16 protein-coding genes and 1 tRNA gene are annotated in these 18,877 nt (G+C 54.5%); 10 read left to right on the top strand and 7 right to left on the bottom strand.

The genetic code is table 11. The features are described 5' to 3' along the window. The first annotated feature begins 5 nt into the window (after positions 1 to 5). The 3 genes from recJ (at position 6) to lysS (ending at position 4,455) form a co-directional block, all read left to right on the top strand. On the top strand, positions 6 to 1,739 hold the full coding sequence (recJ, locus tag HV340_RS18475) for a single-stranded-DNA-specific exonuclease RecJ (RefSeq protein WP_044866092.1): 1,734 nt from the start codon (positions 6 to 8) through the stop codon (positions 1,737 to 1,739). 90 nt (positions 1,740 to 1,829) lie between these two features. Further along, positions 1,830 to 2,928 (top strand): peptide chain release factor 2 gene (gene prfB, locus HV340_RS18470; protein ID WP_096927693.1). Its coding sequence is split into 2 segments (ribosomal slippage): positions 1,830 to 1,904 and positions 1,906 to 2,928, totalling 1,098 coding nucleotides; the frame shifts between segments, so codons are not numbered across the junction. A gap of 9 nt (positions 2,929 to 2,937) precedes the next feature. Continuing rightward, the gene (lysS, locus tag HV340_RS18465; protein WP_025203283.1) at positions 2,938 to 4,455 is read left to right on the top strand and encodes a lysine--tRNA ligase; all 1,518 of its coding nucleotides are present in this window, start codon (positions 2,938 to 2,940) and stop codon (positions 4,453 to 4,455) included. 39 nt (positions 4,456 to 4,494) lie between these two features. Here the strand turns inward: lysS and idi are convergent, their stop codons facing one another. After that, on the bottom strand, positions 4,495 to 5,037 hold the full coding sequence (gene idi / locus HV340_RS18460) for an isopentenyl-diphosphate Delta-isomerase (protein WP_014171506.1): 543 nt from the start codon (positions 5,035 to 5,037) through the stop codon (positions 4,495 to 4,497). 162 nt (positions 5,038 to 5,199) lie between these two features. Between idi and actS the strand changes: the two genes are divergently transcribed. Together actS and HV340_RS18450 are read left to right on the top strand one after the other, a co-directional pair. Continuing rightward, positions 5,200 to 5,940: an amidase activator ActS gene (gene actS, locus HV340_RS18455; RefSeq protein WP_014171504.1), complete on the top strand. Its 741-nt coding sequence runs from the start codon at positions 5,200 to 5,202 to the stop codon at positions 5,938 to 5,940. A gap of 80 nt (positions 5,941 to 6,020) precedes the next feature. After that, positions 6,021 to 6,094, top strand: a tRNA-Gly gene (locus HV340_RS18450). A 646-nt stretch (positions 6,095 to 6,740) separates the two neighbouring features. Here HV340_RS18450 and HV340_RS18445 read toward each other — a convergent pair. The 6 genes from HV340_RS18445 to HV340_RS18420 form a co-directional block, all read right to left on the bottom strand. Then, entirely contained in the window at positions 6,741 to 6,953 is a 213-nt protein-coding gene (locus tag HV340_RS18445; RefSeq protein ID WP_181216166.1) for a hypothetical protein, read from the bottom strand. A gap of 69 nt (positions 6,954 to 7,022) precedes the next feature. Beyond that, a complete protein-coding gene (locus HV340_RS18440) occupies positions 7,023 to 7,982 on the bottom strand; it encodes a LacI family DNA-binding transcriptional regulator (protein ID WP_025203317.1) in 960 nt (319 codons plus the stop codon). Between the two features lie 77 nt (positions 7,983 to 8,059). Further along, positions 8,060 to 8,965 carry an ROK family protein gene (locus tag HV340_RS18435; RefSeq protein ID WP_181216165.1) on the bottom strand — a complete coding sequence of 302 codons (906 nt, stop codon included), beginning with the start codon at positions 8,963 to 8,965 and terminating at the stop codon, positions 8,060 to 8,062. A 41-nt stretch (positions 8,966 to 9,006) separates the two neighbouring features. Next, positions 9,007 to 9,315, bottom strand: a complete 309-nt coding sequence (locus tag HV340_RS18430) for a PTS lactose/cellobiose transporter subunit IIA (RefSeq protein WP_047356713.1) — start codon at positions 9,313 to 9,315, stop codon at positions 9,007 to 9,009. Between the two features lie 23 nt (positions 9,316 to 9,338). Continuing rightward, complete coding sequence (locus HV340_RS18425) at positions 9,339 to 10,661, bottom strand: PTS sugar transporter subunit IIC (protein ID WP_014171498.1); 1,323 nt, start codon at positions 10,659 to 10,661, stop codon at positions 9,339 to 9,341. Between the two features lie 14 nt (positions 10,662 to 10,675). After that, positions 10,676 to 10,987 (bottom strand): PTS sugar transporter subunit IIB, encoded by a 312-nt coding sequence (locus HV340_RS18420; protein ID WP_014171497.1) that lies wholly within the window; start codon positions 10,985 to 10,987, stop codon positions 10,676 to 10,678. Positions 10,988 to 11,156: 169 nt separating this feature from the next. On the opposite strand from HV340_RS18420, the gene HV340_RS18415 reads away from it, so the two are divergent. The 5 genes from HV340_RS18415 (at position 11,157) to manA (ending at position 18,814) form a co-directional block, all read left to right on the top strand. Further along, positions 11,157 to 12,428, top strand: a complete 1,272-nt coding sequence (locus HV340_RS18415; RefSeq protein ID WP_020883745.1) for a PTS transporter subunit EIIC — start codon at positions 11,157 to 11,159, stop codon at positions 12,426 to 12,428. A gap of 208 nt (positions 12,429 to 12,636) precedes the next feature. Beyond that, positions 12,637 to 13,974 (top strand): carbohydrate porin, encoded by a 1,338-nt coding sequence (locus HV340_RS18410; RefSeq protein ID WP_025203318.1) that lies wholly within the window; start codon positions 12,637 to 12,639, stop codon positions 13,972 to 13,974. An 11-nt stretch (positions 13,975 to 13,985) separates the two neighbouring features. Then, positions 13,986 to 16,181: a CBM35 domain-containing protein gene (locus HV340_RS18405; RefSeq protein ID WP_181216164.1), complete on the top strand. Its 2,196-nt coding sequence runs from the start codon at positions 13,986 to 13,988 to the stop codon at positions 16,179 to 16,181. 51 nt (positions 16,182 to 16,232) lie between these two features. Then, positions 16,233 to 17,651 (top strand): glycoside hydrolase family 1 protein, encoded by a 1,419-nt coding sequence (locus HV340_RS18400; protein ID WP_020883749.1) that lies wholly within the window; start codon positions 16,233 to 16,235, stop codon positions 17,649 to 17,651. Continuing rightward, entirely contained in the window at positions 17,648 to 18,814 is a 1,167-nt protein-coding gene (manA, locus tag HV340_RS18395; RefSeq protein WP_181216163.1) for a mannose-6-phosphate isomerase, class I, read from the top strand. The genes HV340_RS18400 and manA overlap by 4 nt, the downstream gene beginning before the upstream one ends. Positions 18,815 to 18,877 lie beyond the last annotated feature (63 nt).

The raw sequence follows: 18,877 nt of genomic DNA, 5'->3' as shown, positions 1-18,877 counted from the left end.
TTCGCGTGAAAGCCCCAATAAAACTGCGCCGCCGCGAGGCGGTTGAACATGCTGATTTGCCTGACGACCTCCCGCCGCTGTTAAAGCGGCTTTACGCCAGCCGTGGCGTGCGTACCGCTGCCGACCTTGAGCGCAGCGTTAAAGGGATGTTGCCATGGCAGCAGTTAAACGGCATCGAAAAAGCCACAGAAATTCTCTACAACGCGCTGTGTGAAGGTACGCGCATTGTGGTGGTGGGGGATTTTGATGCTGATGGCGCAACCAGTACCGCGCTGAGCGTGCTGAGCCTGCGCGCGCTGGGCTGCGACAACGTGACATATCTGGTGCCGAACCGGTTTGAAGATGGTTACGGCCTCAGCCCGGAAGTGGTCGATCAGGCCCATGCCCGCGGCGCACAGCTTATCCTGACCGTAGACAACGGGATCTCTTCCCATGCGGGCGTCGATCATGCGCATCAGCTGGGGATCCCGGTGCTGGTTACCGATCACCACCTGCCGGGTGAAACGCTGCCTGCCGCGGAAGCGATCATCAACCCGAACCTGCGCGACTGCGATTTCCCGTCGAAATCACTCGCAGGCGTCGGCGTGGCATTTTATCTGATGCTGGCGTTACGCACGCTGCTGCGTGATAAGGGCTGGTTCGACGCCCGCGGTATTGCCGTGCCGAACCTGGCCGAGTATCTCGACCTGGTCGCACTGGGGACCGTCGCAGACGTGGTGCCGCTCGATACCAATAACCGTATTCTGACCTGGCAGGGCTTAAGCCGCATCCGGGCGGGCAAATGCCGTCCCGGTATCAAAGCGCTGCTTGAGATTGCTAACCGCGATCCGCTCAAGCTGGCGGCAAGCGATCTGGGCTTCGCCCTGGGGCCTCGCCTGAACGCGGCCGGCAGACTGGACGACATGTCCGTTGGCGTCGCGTTGCTGCTGTGCGACAACATTGGTGAAGCGCGCGTGCTGGCTAATGAGCTGGACGCCCTGAACCAGACCCGTAAAGAAATTGAACAGGGAATGCAGGTTGAAGCGCTGACCCTGTGCGAAAAACTGGAACGCAGCGGCGATACGCTGCCGGGCGGCCTGGCGATGTATCACCCTGAGTGGCATCAGGGCGTGGTGGGCATTCTGGCTTCGCGTATTAAAGAGCGTTTCCACCGCCCGGTCATTGCGTTTGCACCGGCTGGCGATGGCACCCTCAAAGGCTCCGGGCGTTCGATTCAGGGGCTGCACATGCGCGATGCGCTGGAGCGTCTGGATACCCTCTACCCGGGTTTGATGCTCAAGTTCGGCGGCCATGCCATGGCGGCAGGTTTGTCGCTGGAAGAGGCGAAGTTCGACGAGTTCCAGCGTCTGTTCGGCGAGCTGGTCACCGACTGGATTGACCCGGCCCTGCTGCAGGGCGAAGTGGTTTCCGACGGTGAACTCACGCCGGTTGAGATGACGATGGAAGTGGCACAGATGCTCCGGGATGCAGGGCCGTGGGGGCAGATGTTCCCGGAACCCCTGTTCGATGGCCGCTTCCGTCTGCTGCAACAGCGCATTGTTGGTGAGCGCCATCTGAAAGTGATGGTCGAGCCTGTAGGCGGTGGCCCGCTGTTGGACGGTATTGCCTTTAACGTCGATACCGCTGTCTGGCCGGACAACGGCGTGCGCGAAGTTGAGCTGGCATACAAACTGGATATAAACGAGTTCCGCGGTAACCGCACCCTTCAGATCATCATCGACAATATCTGGCCAATTTAGCGGCAGTAATCTCTATAAAAAAGGGCGTGGATTCGGTACAATCCCGCTCTTATCACCGCATTTTGACAAGTCCATAAAAGAAAACAGACCATGTTTGAAATTAATCCGGTAAAAAACCGTATTCAGGACCTCACGGAGCGCTCTGACGTTCTTAGGGGGTATCTTTGACTACGATGCCAAGAAAGAGCGTCTTGAAGAAGTAAACGCCGAGCTGGAACAGCCGGACGTCTGGAACGAACCTGAACGCGCGCAGGCGCTGGGTAAAGAGCGTTCCTCTCTCGAAGCTATCGTAGATACGCTGGATCAAATGGCTCAGGGGCTGGAAGATGTTTCCGGTTTACTGGAGCTGGCCGTCGAAGCTGACGACGAAGAAACCTTTAACGAAGCCGTGGCTGAACTCGACGTGCTCGAAGAGAAGCTGGCACAGCTTGAATTCCGTCGCATGTTCTCCGGTGAATACGATAACGCTGACTGCTATCTCGATATTCAGGCAGGTTCTGGCGGTACCGAAGCCCAGGACTGGGCCAGCATGCTGATGCGCATGTATCTGCGCTGGGCGGAAGCCCGCGGCTTCAAAACCGAAATCATCGAAGAGTCTGAAGGTGAAGTGGCCGGTATTAAATCTGTCACCATCAAGATTATTGGCGATTACGCCTACGGCTGGCTGCGTACCGAGACGGGGGTTCACCGCCTGGTGCGTAAGAGCCCGTTCGACTCCGGCGGCCGTCGTCACACCTCCTTCAGCTCCGCGTTTGTCTATCCGGAAGTTGACGAAGATATCGATATCGAAATTAACCCGGCGGATCTGCGTATCGACGTTTACCGCGCATCCGGCGCGGGTGGTCAGCACGTTAACCGTACGGAATCTGCGGTGCGTATCACCCACATTCCAACCGGGCTGGTGACGCAATGCCAGAACGACCGTTCCCAGCATAAGAACAAAGACCAGGCCATGAAGCAGATGAAAGCGAAGCTTTATGAGCTGGAGATGCAGAAGAAAAATGCTGAGAAACAGGCGATGGAAGATAACAAATCTGACATCGGTTGGGGCAGCCAGATCCGTTCTTACGTCCTTGATGACTCCCGCATCAAAGACCTGCGTACCGGGGTTGAAACCCGTAACACGCAGGCGGTGCTGGACGGCAGCCTGGACCAATTTATCGAAGCAAGTTTGAAAGCAGGGTTATGAGGAACCAACATGTCTGAACAACAAGCACAGGGCGCTGACGCGGTAGTCGATCTTAATAACGAACTGAAAACCCGCCGCGAGAAGCTGGCAGCACTGCGCGAGCAGGGCGTGCCGTTCCCGAACGATTTTCGTCGTGACCATACCTCAGACCAACTGCACGCTGACTTCGACGGTAAAGAGAACGAAGAGCTGGAAGCGCTGAACATCGAAGTGGCCGTTGCTGGCCGCATGATGACCCGTCGTATCATGGGTAAAGCCTCCTTCGTGACGCTGCAGGACGTTGGCGGCCGTATTCAGCTGTACGTCTCCCGTGACGACCTGCCGGAAGGCATCTACAACGAGCAGTTCAAGAAGTGGGACCTGGGCGATATCCTGGGGGCGAAAGGTAAGCTGTTCAAAACCAAGACCGGTGAGCTGTCTATCCACTGCACCGAACTGCGTCTGCTGACCAAAGCCCTGCGCCCGCTGCCGGACAAATTCCATGGCCTGCAGGATCAGGAAGCGCGCTACCGTCAGCGTTACCTGGATCTCATCTCCAACGATGAATCCCGTAAGACCTTCAAGATTCGCTCTCAGATCATGGCCGGTATCCGCCAGTTCATGGTTAACCGCGACTTTATGGAAGTGGAAACCCCAATGATGCAGGTGATCCCAGGCGGTGCGTCTGCACGTCCGTTCATCACCCATCACAACGCCCTCGATCTGGACATGTACCTGCGTATCGCGCCGGAACTGTACCTGAAACGTCTGGTCGTCGGTGGTTTTGACCGCGTGTTCGAAATCAACCGTAACTTCCGTAACGAAGGCATCTCCGTGCGTCATAACCCAGAGTTCACCATGATGGAACTCTATATGGCGTATGCGGATTATAAAGATCTGATCGAGCTGACCGAATCACTGTTCCGTACCCTGGCGCAGGACATTCTGGGCACCACTAAAGTGCCTTACGGTGAAGAAGTCTTCGACTTCGGCAAGCCGTTCGAAAAACTGACCATGCGCGAAGCGATCATGAAATACCGTCCAGAAACCAACATGGCCGATCTGGATAACTTCGACTCTGCGAAAGCGATCGCGGAAAGCATCGGTATCAACGTTGAGAAGAGCTGGGGTCTGGGCCGTATCGTGACCGAGATCTTCGAAGAAGTGGCCGAAGCGCACCTGATTCAGCCGACCTTCATCACCGAATACCCGGCAGAAGTTTCTCCGCTGGCACGTCGTAATGATGTGAACCCGGAAATCACTGACCGCTTTGAGTTCTTCATCGGTGGCCGCGAAATCGGCAACGGCTTTAGCGAGCTGAACGATGCAGAAGATCAGGCTCAGCGCTTCCAGGATCAGGTTAACGCGAAAGCGGCGGGCGATGACGAAGCGATGTTCTTCGACGAAGACTATGTGACTGCGCTGGAGCACGGTCTGCCACCAACCGCAGGTCTGGGGATTGGTATCGACCGTATGGTTATGCTGTTCACTAACAGCCACACCATCCGTGATGTGATCCTGTTCCCGGCGATGCGCCCGGTGAAGTAAGCCGTTAAGACAGTAAAAAAAGCCCCTAAAGGGGCTTTTTTATTGCGCCGCGAAGGCCCTGAGCGCGTCGCGGGCGACCGTCGCTTCTTGCACCATCCACGGGCTAAAGCTCCAGGGGGCAGCGTCCAGTGCGCGAAACAACGCTTCCAGCTCGACCCATTCATACTCCATCACTTCATCGTGATTAATATGCAGTTCGCTGGTGACACGTGCTGCGAATACCGGGCAAATCTCGTTCTCCACGATCCCCGAAGGATCGGCTTCACGGTAACGGAATTCAGCGGCGATGGGGGTAATATTGGCGATCTCCGCGCCAACCTCAAAGCGGCAACGGCGGATGATAGCCTGTTCCGTCTTTTCACCTGACTGAGGATGTCCGCAAACGGAGTTGGTCCAGACCCCTGGCCAGGCTTTTTTGCTTAAGGCGCGTCGGGTAACCAGACACTCACCTCTGGCGTTAAAAAGCCACGATGAGAAAGCCAGGTGCAGCGGGGTGTGGGCGGTGTGCGCGGCGTACTTTTCCTGAGTGCCAATCACCATTCCCTGGTCATTTACCAAAATAACGTGTTCTTGAATACTCATTGATGCTCCAGTGCCAACGATGCGGATGGCTCTGCACCATCAGCAGCTGCATTATACTGCATTCCTCCATGCGCCGTTTGCTCTCAAGAGCGGAAAAGGGCTGACCCATATCAGTCTGGGCTGGTATCATAGTGCGCCATTCACGCTGACCGAGGATCTGTTTTGTTTGCAGGAAGCCTGACGAGAAATCCCATTACCGCCGTTTTTTGTCTGACGCTGACGCTATTACTGGCAGGCTGTTCAGGAAGCAAGTCGTCGGATATGGGCAGCTATTCCGGTGCGGTCTATACCGTTAAGCGCGGGGATACGCTGTATCGGATTTCGCGCGCAACGGGGACCAGCGTGAAGGATCTGGCGCGTCTGAATAACATCTCTCCACCCTACACCATTGAGGTGGGGCAGAAACTGAAGGTTAACGGTGGCGCGTCTTCAACGAAGAAATCCTCAAAAGGCAAAACAGCCAAAGTGACGCCGTCTTACGCGGTGCCGCAGTCCTCATGGCCTCCGGTCGGCCAGCGTTGTTGGGTCTGGCCTGCCAGCGGCAAGGTCGTGTTGCCTTACTCCTTGTCTGAGGGGGGCAATAAAGGCATTGATATCGCTGCTGCGCGCGGCACGCCAGTCTATGCATCAGGGGCAGGGAAGGTGGTCTACGTCGGCAACCAGCTGCGCGGTTACGGTAACCTGATCATGATTAAGCATGGGGAAGATTACATCACTGCCTATGCCCACAACGATACGATGCTGGTGAACAACGGGCAGAATGTGAAGGCTGGGCAGAAGATAGCCACCATGGGCAGTACCGGCACGGACTCGGTGAAGTTACACTTCCAGATCCGCTATCGCGCCACAGCCATCGATCCGCAGCGTTATCTTCCGGCGCCAGGCAGTAAGCCAAAGTGCTAAGTGATTATATAATCGCCATTTAGTTGCAAAGAGGCTTGTATGAAGAGGCGTAAGGTCTATAATGCCTTACGCACCTCAAAGCGGGCGTAGTTCAATGGTAGAACGAGAGCTTCCCAAGCTCTATACGAGGGTTCGATTCCCTTCGCCCGCTCCAGAATCTCCCCTTGTGGAACCGTTCGAAAAAACTCCGGTTCTTTCAGCATGTTACGCAATAGTGCTTACTAACATGCTTAGGCGTTCTACCATAGTTCACTACTTTGAGACTTGTCACGAATGGTTACTCGGTGAATTGAGAGTGTAGCCAATCGTCGGCGGTGGTTTCCGCGATAGTCCAACAAGGAACGTAGAGCCTATGACCTGCCCCCCATTCATTAACACATCACAATGTAAGTTATATCTGTATAAACCACATGAGGACATCCCCTTAAAAAAGTGTTTTTTAACAAATACATCATCTGTATCCTCCGCCAGGCCGAACCGGGGTTTTGCATTGAAACGCTGTCTTAAGGATGCTATTTAAGACGCCATCTTCTGGAACTGATGTAAGAAGTCTGGCGGTATGGAAGTACCCGAAGTGAAGCGGGAAGCCGTGGGCGTTATGTCTGAGTGAGCACGGATTCAGCGATATTTTCATGCCCGGAAAATCATAAATGGCTTGCGGCAGGGCTATAACGAGTACAGACCTCATTTATCGCTTAATGACCAGACTTCATCTTAATTGGTCGCAGGACTGACTTTTAATCAAAAATAAGGGGTGTACATTCTTACCGCCTGGTAATAACTCCACCCCCTCAAAACAATCAGGACTGTTTTGCCGCTTTACTCTGTGGGCAATCGTTGCCGCCCTGCATCACAACTTTTTCACTGCGCGAAGCATCGCCATACATGCATAACGTACCTTCATCGGTATGAATTTGCTCTTTCAGCGGCAGGGACGTTTCCTGGGCGATGGCATAGCAGGAGAGCGCCGGGAAAAGGGTGAGGGCACTTATGAACAGAAAGGTTTTCATCATCTCGCTCCAGAACAGGGATAACGTTTACTGTGTTATCACACCCTTAAGCCGGCAATCGCTGCGTACCCGCTAGCTTTTTTCCATCACCGACTGGCGAGGTGTGAGTTTACCAATCACGGGGGAGAGCTCTGACGTGCGAACAGGTCGGCCATCCACCAGGCTTTTAATGCGCTCAACGCACTGAGTGAGCAACTGATCCATTGGCCACGAGATACAGGTCAGCTGTGGATAGAGCTGGGTTGCCAGAGGCGAATCTTCCAGACTCAGCAGCGATACTTCCTGCGGAACGGAAATGCCAAATTCCCGGAACAGACGCATCGCTTCAGCGGCATAGGCATCGCGTTTAACCACAATGGCGGAAAACTTGCTCAGGCTGTTGATGAGCGTCAGCAGCGCCTGTTCAACATCTTCATTCGCCGTTAACACCAGTTGGCGATTAAACGGCAAAGAGTAGTTTTGCAGGACGTTGCGATAGCCTTCCACCATCTTTTTACTGTTGTCATCGTGTTCGCTGTCAATCACCAGTGCGATATTGCGATGGCCCTTGCCCGTCATGTAACGACAGGCGCTTTCCGTCGCAAAGGCAAAGTCATATCCCTGAGGTTTCGCATCCACCACGGGACGATCGAAGGAGATAACATTCTCTGCGCTACCGGCCGCAACCGGCCCAAAAACTACGACAGCAACGCACTGGCGCTGAAGATCATCAACGGTGACAGCCTGCTCAACAGGATCGTTTACGTACTCCACGATGAGCGTTTTATTCAACGCTTTCATGGCGCGGGAGAGCGCAGGCAGCAAACGTGCTCCGCTGCTTTCATCCTTCGCAGAGAGAACCAGACCAACGTAGCTTGATGACTGACTTGCCAGGTTTTGCGCGGCAAAGCTTGGGCGATAATTAAGCTCTTCTACGGCGCGCAGCACGGCTTCACGGCTCTCTTCGCGCACGCCGCGCGTCCCCGTCAACACGCGTGAGACGGTTGCTCGTGAGACATTGGCTAATCGTGATACATCGTCAATCGTTGGCATAGCATTTTCTGCGTGGTGGGTTTTGGTTATCTTAACATAACCCACCTTAAGAATCTTAGCGCCCCCCACAGGCGGTTTCACGTTTGCGCGGCGTGCAAACCCGGTAGCCACGCCGCGCCACGCACGCCACTGGCGTCGCCGTAACGGGCCGGGACGATACGGGTACGGCAGCTTTCCGAGAAGATGTAGGGCCTGATGGCGGCCGGAAGTTCGTCGTACAGCTGGCTGACATTTGATAACCCACCGCCCAAGACAATAACCTGCGGATCAAGAATATTGATCACCGAGGCCAGACTGCGGGCAAAGGCGTCGATAAAGTGTCGCCAGTGGGCCCGCGCGGTCAGGTCTCCCTGGGCCGCCGCTTCAATGATGGCCTGCGCGCTCAGTTCGCTGGGATAACGGCGGGCAAAGCCGGTGCCAGAGATAAAGGTTTCGATACAGTTATGTTTCCCGCAATAGCAGGGCTGCGCCGGACCATCCGTCTCGGGGGCATAGCCAGGCAACGGGTTATGTCCCCATTCGCCAGCGATGGCGTTTGGCCCCTGAAGCAGACGCTTATGTACCGCCACGCCACCGCCGCATCCGGTACCGACAATTACGCCAAAGACGGTATCTGCTTCTGCGCCTGCGCCATCAACCGCTTCAGACAGCGTGAAGCAATCTGCGTCATTGGCTATCCACACGGGCTGATTGAGCTGCTGTGCTAAATCATGCTTCAGGTCGTGACCGTTGAGTACCAGGCAGTTGCAGTTTTTAATCAGCCCGCTTTGTGGGTCGATGGCCCCCGGCAGGCCAATACCGATACTGAATGGCACTTCACTTACCGCGCGCGCTTCGCCGATAAACGCCAGCAGATGGTGCATAAAGGCGTCATAACTCTCTTTTTGCGTCGGACGACGCTCACGCCAAAGGCATTCGCCCTGAGGCGAAAGCAGGACGGCTTCCATTTTTGTGCCGCCAATATCGAGTCCAAGATAGTGCATACGTTCCTCGAAAAGGAGAGGCCAGCGCCTCTCCTGAATGGTTATGCCTGACGAGTGCGGTACAGCTCGATCAGCTCCGTCACCAGTTCTTTCGCCAGAATCGAGGTCATCAAATGATCCTGAGCGTGCACCATCACCAGCGTCATTTTGGTTTTGCCTGCCCCTTCGTCAGCTTCGATCAGTTGGGTTTGCACCAGATGCGCTTCACGGGCGAAGTGCGCCGCCTCTTTCATTCGCGCGTCGGCTGAGGCAAAGTCACCTTTTTTTGCGAAGCCAAGCGCTTCGTAGCAGAGACTGCGTGACTGACCGGCATTGATAATAATGCCCATGACCTGTTCTTCTAATTCCATCAGTAACCTCTGTGTTTTCACTATCAGGCGGACTGTGCCGCTTCTTCAGATTGTTCAACCGCATTTTCATGCTCTTGTTCCAGCAGTTGCTTCTCGTACGCTTTGAGGAACGGGAAGTACATGGCCGCTGAGGTCACCATGCACAGCAGGCAGAGGATCACCGGGCTAAAGCTCCAGTTGGCCGCCCAGGATGCGCCGATAGGGGCAGGCGTTGTCCACGGTGTCATCGAGACCACGCGACTGACCAGGTCGAAATCAAGGGCAAAGTAGGCGAGGGTGGCATTGACCATCGGAACCAGCACGAACGGCAGGAAAAAAAGCGGATTCATGATGATAGGGGCACCGAATAAAATCGGTTCGTTGATATTAAACATCCCCGGCACCACGCCCATACGCCCAATGGTACGCAGATGCACTGCTTTGCTGCGCAGCAGCAGTAACGCCAGCGGCAGCGTGGAGCCGACCCCGCCAATCAGCAGGTAGTGATCCCAGAATCCCTGAACGTAAATGTGCGGGATCGCCTGACCGGCAGCCATTGCTGCCTGGTTAACCGACAAGTTCGCCATCCAGAACGGGTTCATAATTCCGGTGACAATCAGCGCGCCGTGGATGCCCGCAAACCACAGAACCTGACACACCAGCACCGAGAGCAGAATGGCAGGCAGCGTATCGGAGGCGGCAACCAGCGGTTTCACCAGCGACATAATCGCTTCCGGAATAATCATGCCGAGCTGGGCCTCAATGAAGAGGTTGAGCGGGTGCAGAGTGACAACAATTGCCAGCACCGGGATCAGAATTTCGAACGAACGCGCAACGCCCGTAGGCACTTCTGGCGGCAGGCGGATGGTAATATTGTGACGCTTCAGGAAGGCATACAGCTCGGTAGAGTAGATAGCCACCAGAATGGCCGTGAAGATCCCTTGCCCGGAGAAATAGGCGGTAGAAATCTGTCCGTCTTTTAACGGCGCAGCCACCAGCAGAAATGCCATCAGCGACAGCATGCCGGCGGTAAGGGCATCCAGATCGTGATGTTTGGCCAGGCTCGCGGCGATCCCGACTGAAATGAAGATCGTCATGATCCCCATGCTGAAGTTGAACGGCAGCATCAGGGCTTCACGGTGATCCAAGGAGAATTGCAGCCATGCCCGGGCGAAACCCCAGGACGTGTCGGGTGAGAAGGGCGGGAAAATAAACACCAGCATAAAGGAACCGACGATCATGAACGGCAGGGCGGTGATAAAGCCGTCACGAATCGAGGTCACATACTTCTGCTGCCCGACGGCGCCTGCCATCGGGGTAATTTTCTGTTCAATGACCTGGATAAGTTTCGCGTACAGAGAGCTCATGGGTTTTCCCTTCGTTATTTGTTATCTATCAGGGAGAGGGCGAAATCGAGAACGGCGCCCCCTTTTTGCATGCCGTAATCCATCATGTTGATAGGCTCAACACGGATCCCGTATTTATCAGCTTGTTTCTGAAGATCGCTTTGCATGTACTTCACCTGCGGTCCAAGCAGCACCACCTGATAGTGACCGACCTGCTCGGCGAATTCGGCCACGCCAAACGCTTTGATCTCCGCTTCCAGGCCACGCTTTTGCGCTTCGTCGACCATTTTTTTCACCAGCAGGCTGGTGGACATCCCGGCAGAACAACACAACATGATTTTTTTCATAACGTCTCCTTTGAACTTATGGCTGGAATATAGTCATCATGGAACAAAACGGAAAGCGCTTTCCATTGGTGGATAAGGTAATTGTGACCGCGATCACCTGAGGGAATCTTTCACTTTGTCCGGATGTGCGAGATCATCGCGGCTATTCACGAACTATTAAGGTCGAGTTATGAACATTCATTTGATGAATGTTGCTGTGGATTTGATTGAGCAACGTCTCACGCCAGCAGCCAATATAATCACCAGAAATCAACATATTACCGCGATGCGGGACGGCTTTTCCCTCGCCATGCCTTTTGTGATTGTGGGAAGCCTGATGGTGCCGCTGCTGTTTCCACCGTTCGCCATTTCAAGTGCATCGCGCCTCGGGCACGTCTATCTGCTGCTGCGTCCGATGCTGTTGCCAACCTTTGAGCTGACGCTCGGACTGGTGGCGCTGATTGTCGCGTTTGGTGCCAGCGCCAGTCTGGCCAAGCAGTATCAACTCCCGGAACGGCTGTGTGGACTCACCGGCTGCCTCTCCTTTTTGCTGTTCATTGGCTTTCGGGATAACGGTGCAACGAATATTTTTCTGGGCGGGATGGGGCTTTTTACTGCGCTCATTTCAAGCGCTTACTCTATTGAAATAATAAGGTTTTTCTACAAAAGAGGGTGGTGCATTCGTCTACCGGAGGAGGTACCGGTGATGACGCGAAATGGTTTCCAGCTGCTGATGCCGCTGCTGGTGATCATGCTCTCCATTAGCGTAATGAATGCCGTGATGCTGCAGACGACCGGACAAATTTTGCCGCAGCTGATTGGCGAGGCGTTACGCCCGCTTATCGTGGCATCCGATACCCTTACGGCTGTGCTTATCTCCTTGTTTCTATGTAATCTTTTATGGTTCGTCGGTATTCATGGCGCCCTGATCATTACGGGCATCATGAACCCGTTCTGGCTCACCTATCTGTTTGAAAACCAGCGGGCCCTGGCCGCCGGGGAAGCCGTGCTGCCCCATATTTATCTGCAGGGATTCTGGGATTTTTATCTGCTGATTGGCGGTATCGGCTCTACGCTGCCGCTGGTCTTTATGGCGATGCGAAGCCGATCCCGGCAGTTGAAGAGCGTCGGGAAAATTGGCCTTCTGCCGTCGCTGTTCAACATTAACGAGCCGATATTGTTTGGTTTCCCCGTCATCATGAACCCGGTTTTTTTACTGCCCTTTGTGTTTGTACCACTGATAAATGCCTGTATAGCTTGGTATTTAACCCAGCTTGGCGTGCTCGACAGAGCCGTCGCCATGCTGCCCTGGTCTATGCCTTCACCGCTGGGCGCAGCCTGGTCGGCGAACGGCAGCTGGAAAAATATGTGCATGTGCCTGTTCGCCTTTTTTAATGCATGGATGCTCTATCGCCCCTTCTTCAAGGTTCATGAACGCCAGTTGATGCAGCTGGAAAAATAATCCCCGCCTCCCTGCTTCTGCCCGTTCCTGATGGGCAGAAGATTATTTCGTGACATTCTTCACAAAAATTTTCTCTTTGATCTTAAATTTGTGATTCAATCCGGCAAACATGGAAAGCGCTTTCCGTTTGTGGATGTACATTTCCAGATTTGATCCTTACATTTCCCCTGCACGTTTAACCGTGAAAATAAAAATTCAAAGGGAACCTATGCAAACGTTAATGAAATCAATACCTCTGTCCTTGATTGCTCTTACTGTCATCAGCGGTTATGCCAGCGCCGATGAGAAATATGATTTCGCCCTCCACGGCTATTTACGCTCGGGTATTCTTGCCAATAGCGATGGCAACCGGGTCGATTCGGTGGGGCTGATGCCTGACGGGAAATGGCGTCTGGGTAACGAAGAAGATACCAAAATTGAGCTGATCCCGACGGTGACGCTGAAGTCGGATTCAGGTGCAGTCGCACGTATTCAGGCCAACCTGACGCACCAGACCAAATGTACTGCCGACTGGAACTGTACTGACGATGACGGCAAAGAGACCCAGTTCCGTGAAGGGTTTGCTGAATTAACGAATCTCGATTTTGCCCCGGACATGACCTTCTGGGCCGGTAAACGCTACAGCAGCTCCAACCTTTCCAGCCACCAGTTCGACTGGGAGTACATTCAGTACAACGGAACCGGGGGCGGGTTCGATAACCTGGACTTAGGCTTTGCGCGCTTTGATGCGGGTGTGTATGCCTTCTCGACCACCGACGAAGCCAAAGCTTATCCGGTAGATCTGGGGGATCAGGGCTATCCGGACGACTATTCGCTTAACCTGTGGTTTAAAAAGATCGGCGGCACCGGGCTCGACGTCGAACTTATCGGCCACCACATGAACCGCAATGAAAACCATCCTACCTCGGCTGAGAAGGGGTACGGCGTGACGGCGCTGTACAACTTTGACAGCTTCTACGGCCTGACCAACGGATACTCCCGCATCGCTTTCCAGTATGGCAAAGGCCTGGCCGCCGCGGATTCGCTGGGTAAAAACGGCTGGGGCTGGGCAAACCTTGAGGATACGCAATCCTGGCGCGTCGTGCTGGACAGCATGGCCAACCTGGGTGACGTGGAAGTATCGACCTTTGCGTTTTATCAGAAAGACAAAAACTACCGCTGGTGGACCAACGACGATGACGGCTGGGGACGTTCCATGTGGGTCGCGGGTATCCGTCCGTATCATCAGATAACCAAAAACTTCGCCATGCAATATGAGGTGGGCTACGAATATCTGGATGATAAAAACTACATGGGCGTAAACGGTAAAGGGAAAGGTGGCCTGACCAAGGTGACCATTGCGCCGACCCTGACCTTTGATTCAGGTTTCTGGAGCCGTCCGCAGCTGCGCTTCTTTGCCACCTACGCAAAATGGGATAAAGGCGTCTCGGATGCGATGGACAGAAATTACGACTGGAGCACTGGCACCCTGAGTCCGGGGGGATATTCACGTAGCGGCGATACCGATACGCTGAATTTTGGTGTGCAGGCTGAAGTCTGGTTCTGAGGAGAAAAGAGATGGCTTTCCCGATTCGAAAACTGCTTCTCGTCTCCTTACTCTCCGCGCTGGGAAGCGCGGGGGCTCTGGCGGCCGAGCAATCCCATTTTGAACACTTTATTACTCGCGATGGCGCAGCGTTAAAAGATGGCGATCGCGTCTTTCGCTTCGCCGGGATCCACGCCCCGGAGCTGCATCGTATAGAAGATGACGCGCGCGGAACCTGTAAGGCCGATCCGCGCGGCTGGGGGCAATACTTTAGATGGCCGACTGCTGAAGAGCAGGAGAACTGGATCAAAGCGCTGGTGCAAACCGGTGCTAAAGCACAGCGCGTATATGTGCTTTCCGTGCAGCAGGAAAATGATGCTGCCTGCGGACGTGAGACACATATTCTGGCACCGGCAACGCCGGACGGCATGCCGCGGCTGAATGAAACGGCCATGAAAGTGTATGACAACATGATTGCCGAGGCGGATAAGCAGGGGCTGCGCCTGATTCTGCCGTTTATTGACCACTGGTGGTGGTGGGGGGGACGCGAACAGCTGGCCGCGTTTTATCATGAAAAGCCGGAAGATTTTTATCGAACCGACAGTAAAACCTACCGTGCTTATCAGGATGTGATCCGTCAGGTGATTACCCGTACCAACACCATTACGGGACGCCATTACTACGATGAAAAGGCGATCATGGCCTGGGAAACGGGTAATGAGCTGGAAAACACCAACGCTGATTTCCTGCAGAAAACGTCGGCCTGGATCCGCAAGTGGGCGCCCCATCAGCTTGTCGTCGATGGTACCTATAAAAAGGTGAATGATTTCGCGCTCAACGATCCGAACGTCGACATCATCAGTAACCACTATTACACCAATGCCGAGAACAACCACCCCGAGCAGGTTCGCAACGATCTGGAGGCGATTGGCGGCAAAAAGGTCTATCTGGTTGGCGAATTTGGTCTGCTCGATCAAAAAGACCTTAACACTATCATGCAGGCCATTGTGCATACCGAGGTCAATGGCGCGCAGGCGGCGGGGGGCTTTATCTGGGGCTTCCGTGGTCATCGCCACGATGGTGGTTTTTACTGGCACAAAGAGTTTACCGGGCACTACAGCTACCATCTGCCTGGCTTCCCGGTCGAGGGCAAAGCAAACCAGGAGATGGAGGTCGTCAATCTGGTGCGAACCGCCTCGGCGCAAATGGCGGGGCTGAGCAAGGCGCCGGCTCTGCCGGTCCCGGAAGCGCCTAAGCTGCGCGAGAGCAACTCACCGTTTGCCATTAACTGGATGGGGTCTCCCGTCGGGCGTTATTACGATGTGGAGAGAGCGACTCAGCCACACGGCCCGTGGACCCGCGTTGGTCAGGATATCTCTGACGGCAAAAATGAGTGGGATCCGGCAAAAATGGATCTCTTCCGTGATGACTATCGCAGCCTGACGCTGGGCCAGACATACTACTACCGGGTGATCGCAAAGAACGAAAGCGGTCAGTCTGCGCCTTCAAACGTGATTCGCCTTGAGCATACGCAGAAAAACCTGCCGCCGGTCATCACTCTGCAGGATGCGCTCTCTACCACCGTGGATAAAGGCGTTCAGCTCACCGCGGCCTGGCAGGATGACAATCTGCCGGAGCCGAAGGTCAGCGTGGCATGGCATCACGAAGGCAAGGATAACGTCCACTTTTGTGACAGCACCAAAGCGGAAACCCGTGCCTGGTTCTCGGCTCCCGGTGACTATGCGTTGACCTTTACCGCTGACGATGGACTGCTGAAAAGCAGCAAGACGGTAAACGTTAGCGTGAAGGCCGCGGCGGGACCCGTGCCGGCGGACTACTGTCATTTTGGCGGCGGAACGCTGGACGTCAGCAAGGGGAAACTGAACATCACCAAGAGCGATAAAGATACGTTAGCGATTGGTGAAGACGGTTTCCTTGGTCCTTTTGCCAATGACGGAGACAGCGTGACCTGGCAGGTTAACGCCCCCTGGGACGGTAAGTTTGCCCTGCACGTGAAATTTAACGGCAAATGGGGGAGTAAGAAAAACTCGTTCATTGTGAACGGCGGAACGCCGGTGAGCATTGAATTCCCGCAAACGGATGAGAAAGGCCAGACGATGATCGTACCGGTCGCGCTCAGGGCAGGGGACAACACCATTAGCTTTGGCAAGTTCTCTGGCGACTGGGGATATATGTTCATCAAATCAATTGAAGTCACTGCAGAGTAGTTATTTGGCTGCCCTGTTCGGGGCAGCCCTTTTTTTCATTCAGGAGGCGTTATGAACCGGTATCAATTCCCGGAAGGTTTTTTTTGGGGCGCAGCGGCATCAGGTCCGCAGACGGAAGGCATAGCCAATAAGCCGCACCGTTCTGTCTGGGACAGCTGGTTTGCCGAACAACCGGAGCGTTTTTTTCAGCAGATTGGTCCGCAGCACGTTTGTGAAACCTACAGTAAATATAAAGAAGACGTAGCCCTGATGAAGCAAACGGGGTTTAACTCGTTTCGAACCTCTATTCAGTGGTCGCGTCTGATCGATGATTTCAAAACCGGACAGCCAAACCGCGACGCCGTCCGCTTCTATAACGATTACTTCGATGAAATGATTGCCAACGGCATCGAGCCCATCATCAATCTTTACCATTTTGATATGCCCGAGGCGCTGCAAAAAGCATATGGCGGATTTGAGTCATCCTACGTAACCGAGCTTTTTGCCCGCTTCGCCCGCACCGCGTTCGAGCTGTTTGGCCATAAGGTGAAATACTGGATAACCTTTAATGAGCCGATCGTGCCGGTGGAAGGCGGTTATTTATATGACTTCCATTATCCGTGTAAAAAAGATGGCAAACTGGCGGCTCAGGTCGCCTTTAATATTATGCTGGCGCACGCCAGGGCGGTGAATGTCTACCGTGAAATGGGCTTGCCGGGTGAGATTGGTGTCGTGCTCAACCTCACGCCTTCTTATACCCGCAGCGACAGCGAGGCCGATAAAAAAGCGGCCTGGTATGCCGACCTGCTGTTTAACCGCAGCTTCCTCGACCCGCTGGTTAAACATGAATTCCCCAAAGAACTGTGCGAAATCTTAACCGCAAACGGCTGCTTACCAGAGGTTTCACGGCAGGATGTGGAGACGATCCTGCAGTCGAGAATTGATTTTCTGGGGGTGAATTATTATGTGCCGAGAAGGGTGAAAGCGCGGGAAAGCGTTTACGCGCTCGATTACTTCACGCCGGAAGTCTATTTCGAAAATTACGTCGATCCTCAGGGACGGTTTAACCCTTATCGCGACAATAACGAGATCCACCCGGAAGCTATCTATGACATTGCCTGCAATATTCGCGATAACTACGGCAACATCAAATGGTATCTGGCGGAAATTGGCATCGCGATGGATCTGCAGTCCGAAGGGCCGGTGCAGGCCGATGGCGTGATAGATGACACCTTCCGTATCGCTCTGATGGAGGAACATCTGGCTCAGCTGCATCGTGGTATCGCTGACGGCGCCAACTGTTTTGGTGTTCATCAGTGGACCTTCATTGATAACTGGTCCTGGATCAACAGCTTCAAGCGGCGATATGGCTTCTGGCGTCTGGATTTAGCCACCGGGGAGCGACAAATCAAACGTAACGCATTGTGGTTTGCGCAGCTGGCGGCTGAAAATGGCTTCACCCCTGGCGAATGTGAAAAGGATACGCAATGAGTCAGCCTTTTTACCGGATGCGTAACGGCATCAAAAATTACGCCTGGGGCAGTCGCGTAGCGCTTAATCATCTTTTTGGCCTGCTCAACCCTGACGATCAACCCCAGGCCGAGGTCTGGATGGGAAGCCACCCCGCAGGCTGCTCGGAGATTGAAACCGATACAGGGTTACGCTCTTTACAGGACCTTATTTCACAGAGGCCGGCAGAGATGTTAGGCGCGTGCGCGGGAGAAACTGCGGGGCAGTTGCCTTACCTGCTGAAGTTGCTGTCAGCGGAGTGCGCACTGTCGCTGCAGGTACATCCCAATAAGCGCCAGGCAGAAGACGGGTTCGCCCGTCAGGGCAACCTGCCCGGAGAGGATTACACCGATGCGAACCATAAGCCTGAGCTGGTTTTTGCCCTGACGCCTTTTATGGCCATGAACGGCTTCCGGCCGTATCAGGAGATTGCTAATCACTTTTTGCGCCTGGATGCCCCGGCCCTGACGTCCGCGCTGTCGCTGTTTCGCAACAACCTGCATGCTGAAGGGCTTAAGGCCTTTTTTACGCGTCTGATGGCGCTTGAGCCGGCGGAAAAAGAGGGCGTGCTGACGTGTCTGGAAGCGCGACTTGCATGCGGGGTGTTTGCTCCGGTAGCGCCCTTTATCGAACGGCTACTGCGAGATTACCCGGGGGACATCGGGGCTCTGGCCCCGCTGTATCTGCACTGCATTACGCTTGCGCCGGGTGAGGCGATGTTCCTGCGCGCCGGTACGCTACATGCCTATGTGAACGGTACGGCGGTAGAGGTCATGGCCAGTTCTGACAACGTGCTGCGTGCGGGCTTAACCCCCAAGAACATCAATGTGGCAGAATTGGTGCGCTGTACGGTGTTTGACGAAACCCCAGCCGACCGCCTCAGGATGCATCCGCAGCGGGAAGAGGGGATGCAGCAATACCCGATCCCGGTAACGGATTTTCGCTTTAGCGTCATTGAACATTGCGAGCAGCAAAACATCCGGACAGACCGTGCGCAAATTCTGCTGGTGCTGAAGGGGAGTGCCACGCTCAGCCACGCCGAGGGTGCCAACATGACGCTGAACGCCGGTCAGTCCGCGTTCATCCCGGCGGTCACAACCTTATGGACGTTGACTCAGCGCGGGCAGTCTTGCCTGGTAAGCTGATGACGTAAGGCTTTCACTGCCGAGTGCAGGCAGTATGTCGGGCATAAAAAAGGCTGCTTATCG

The sequence above is a fragment of the Enterobacter sp. RHBSTW-00975 genome (assembly GCF_013615235.1).
GTDB classification, from domain to species: domain Bacteria; phylum Pseudomonadota; class Gammaproteobacteria; order Enterobacterales; family Enterobacteriaceae; genus Enterobacter; species Enterobacter ludwigii.
Note: the sequence above shows the minus strand (reverse complement) of the source record. Positions and strands in the feature narration are given on the sequence as shown.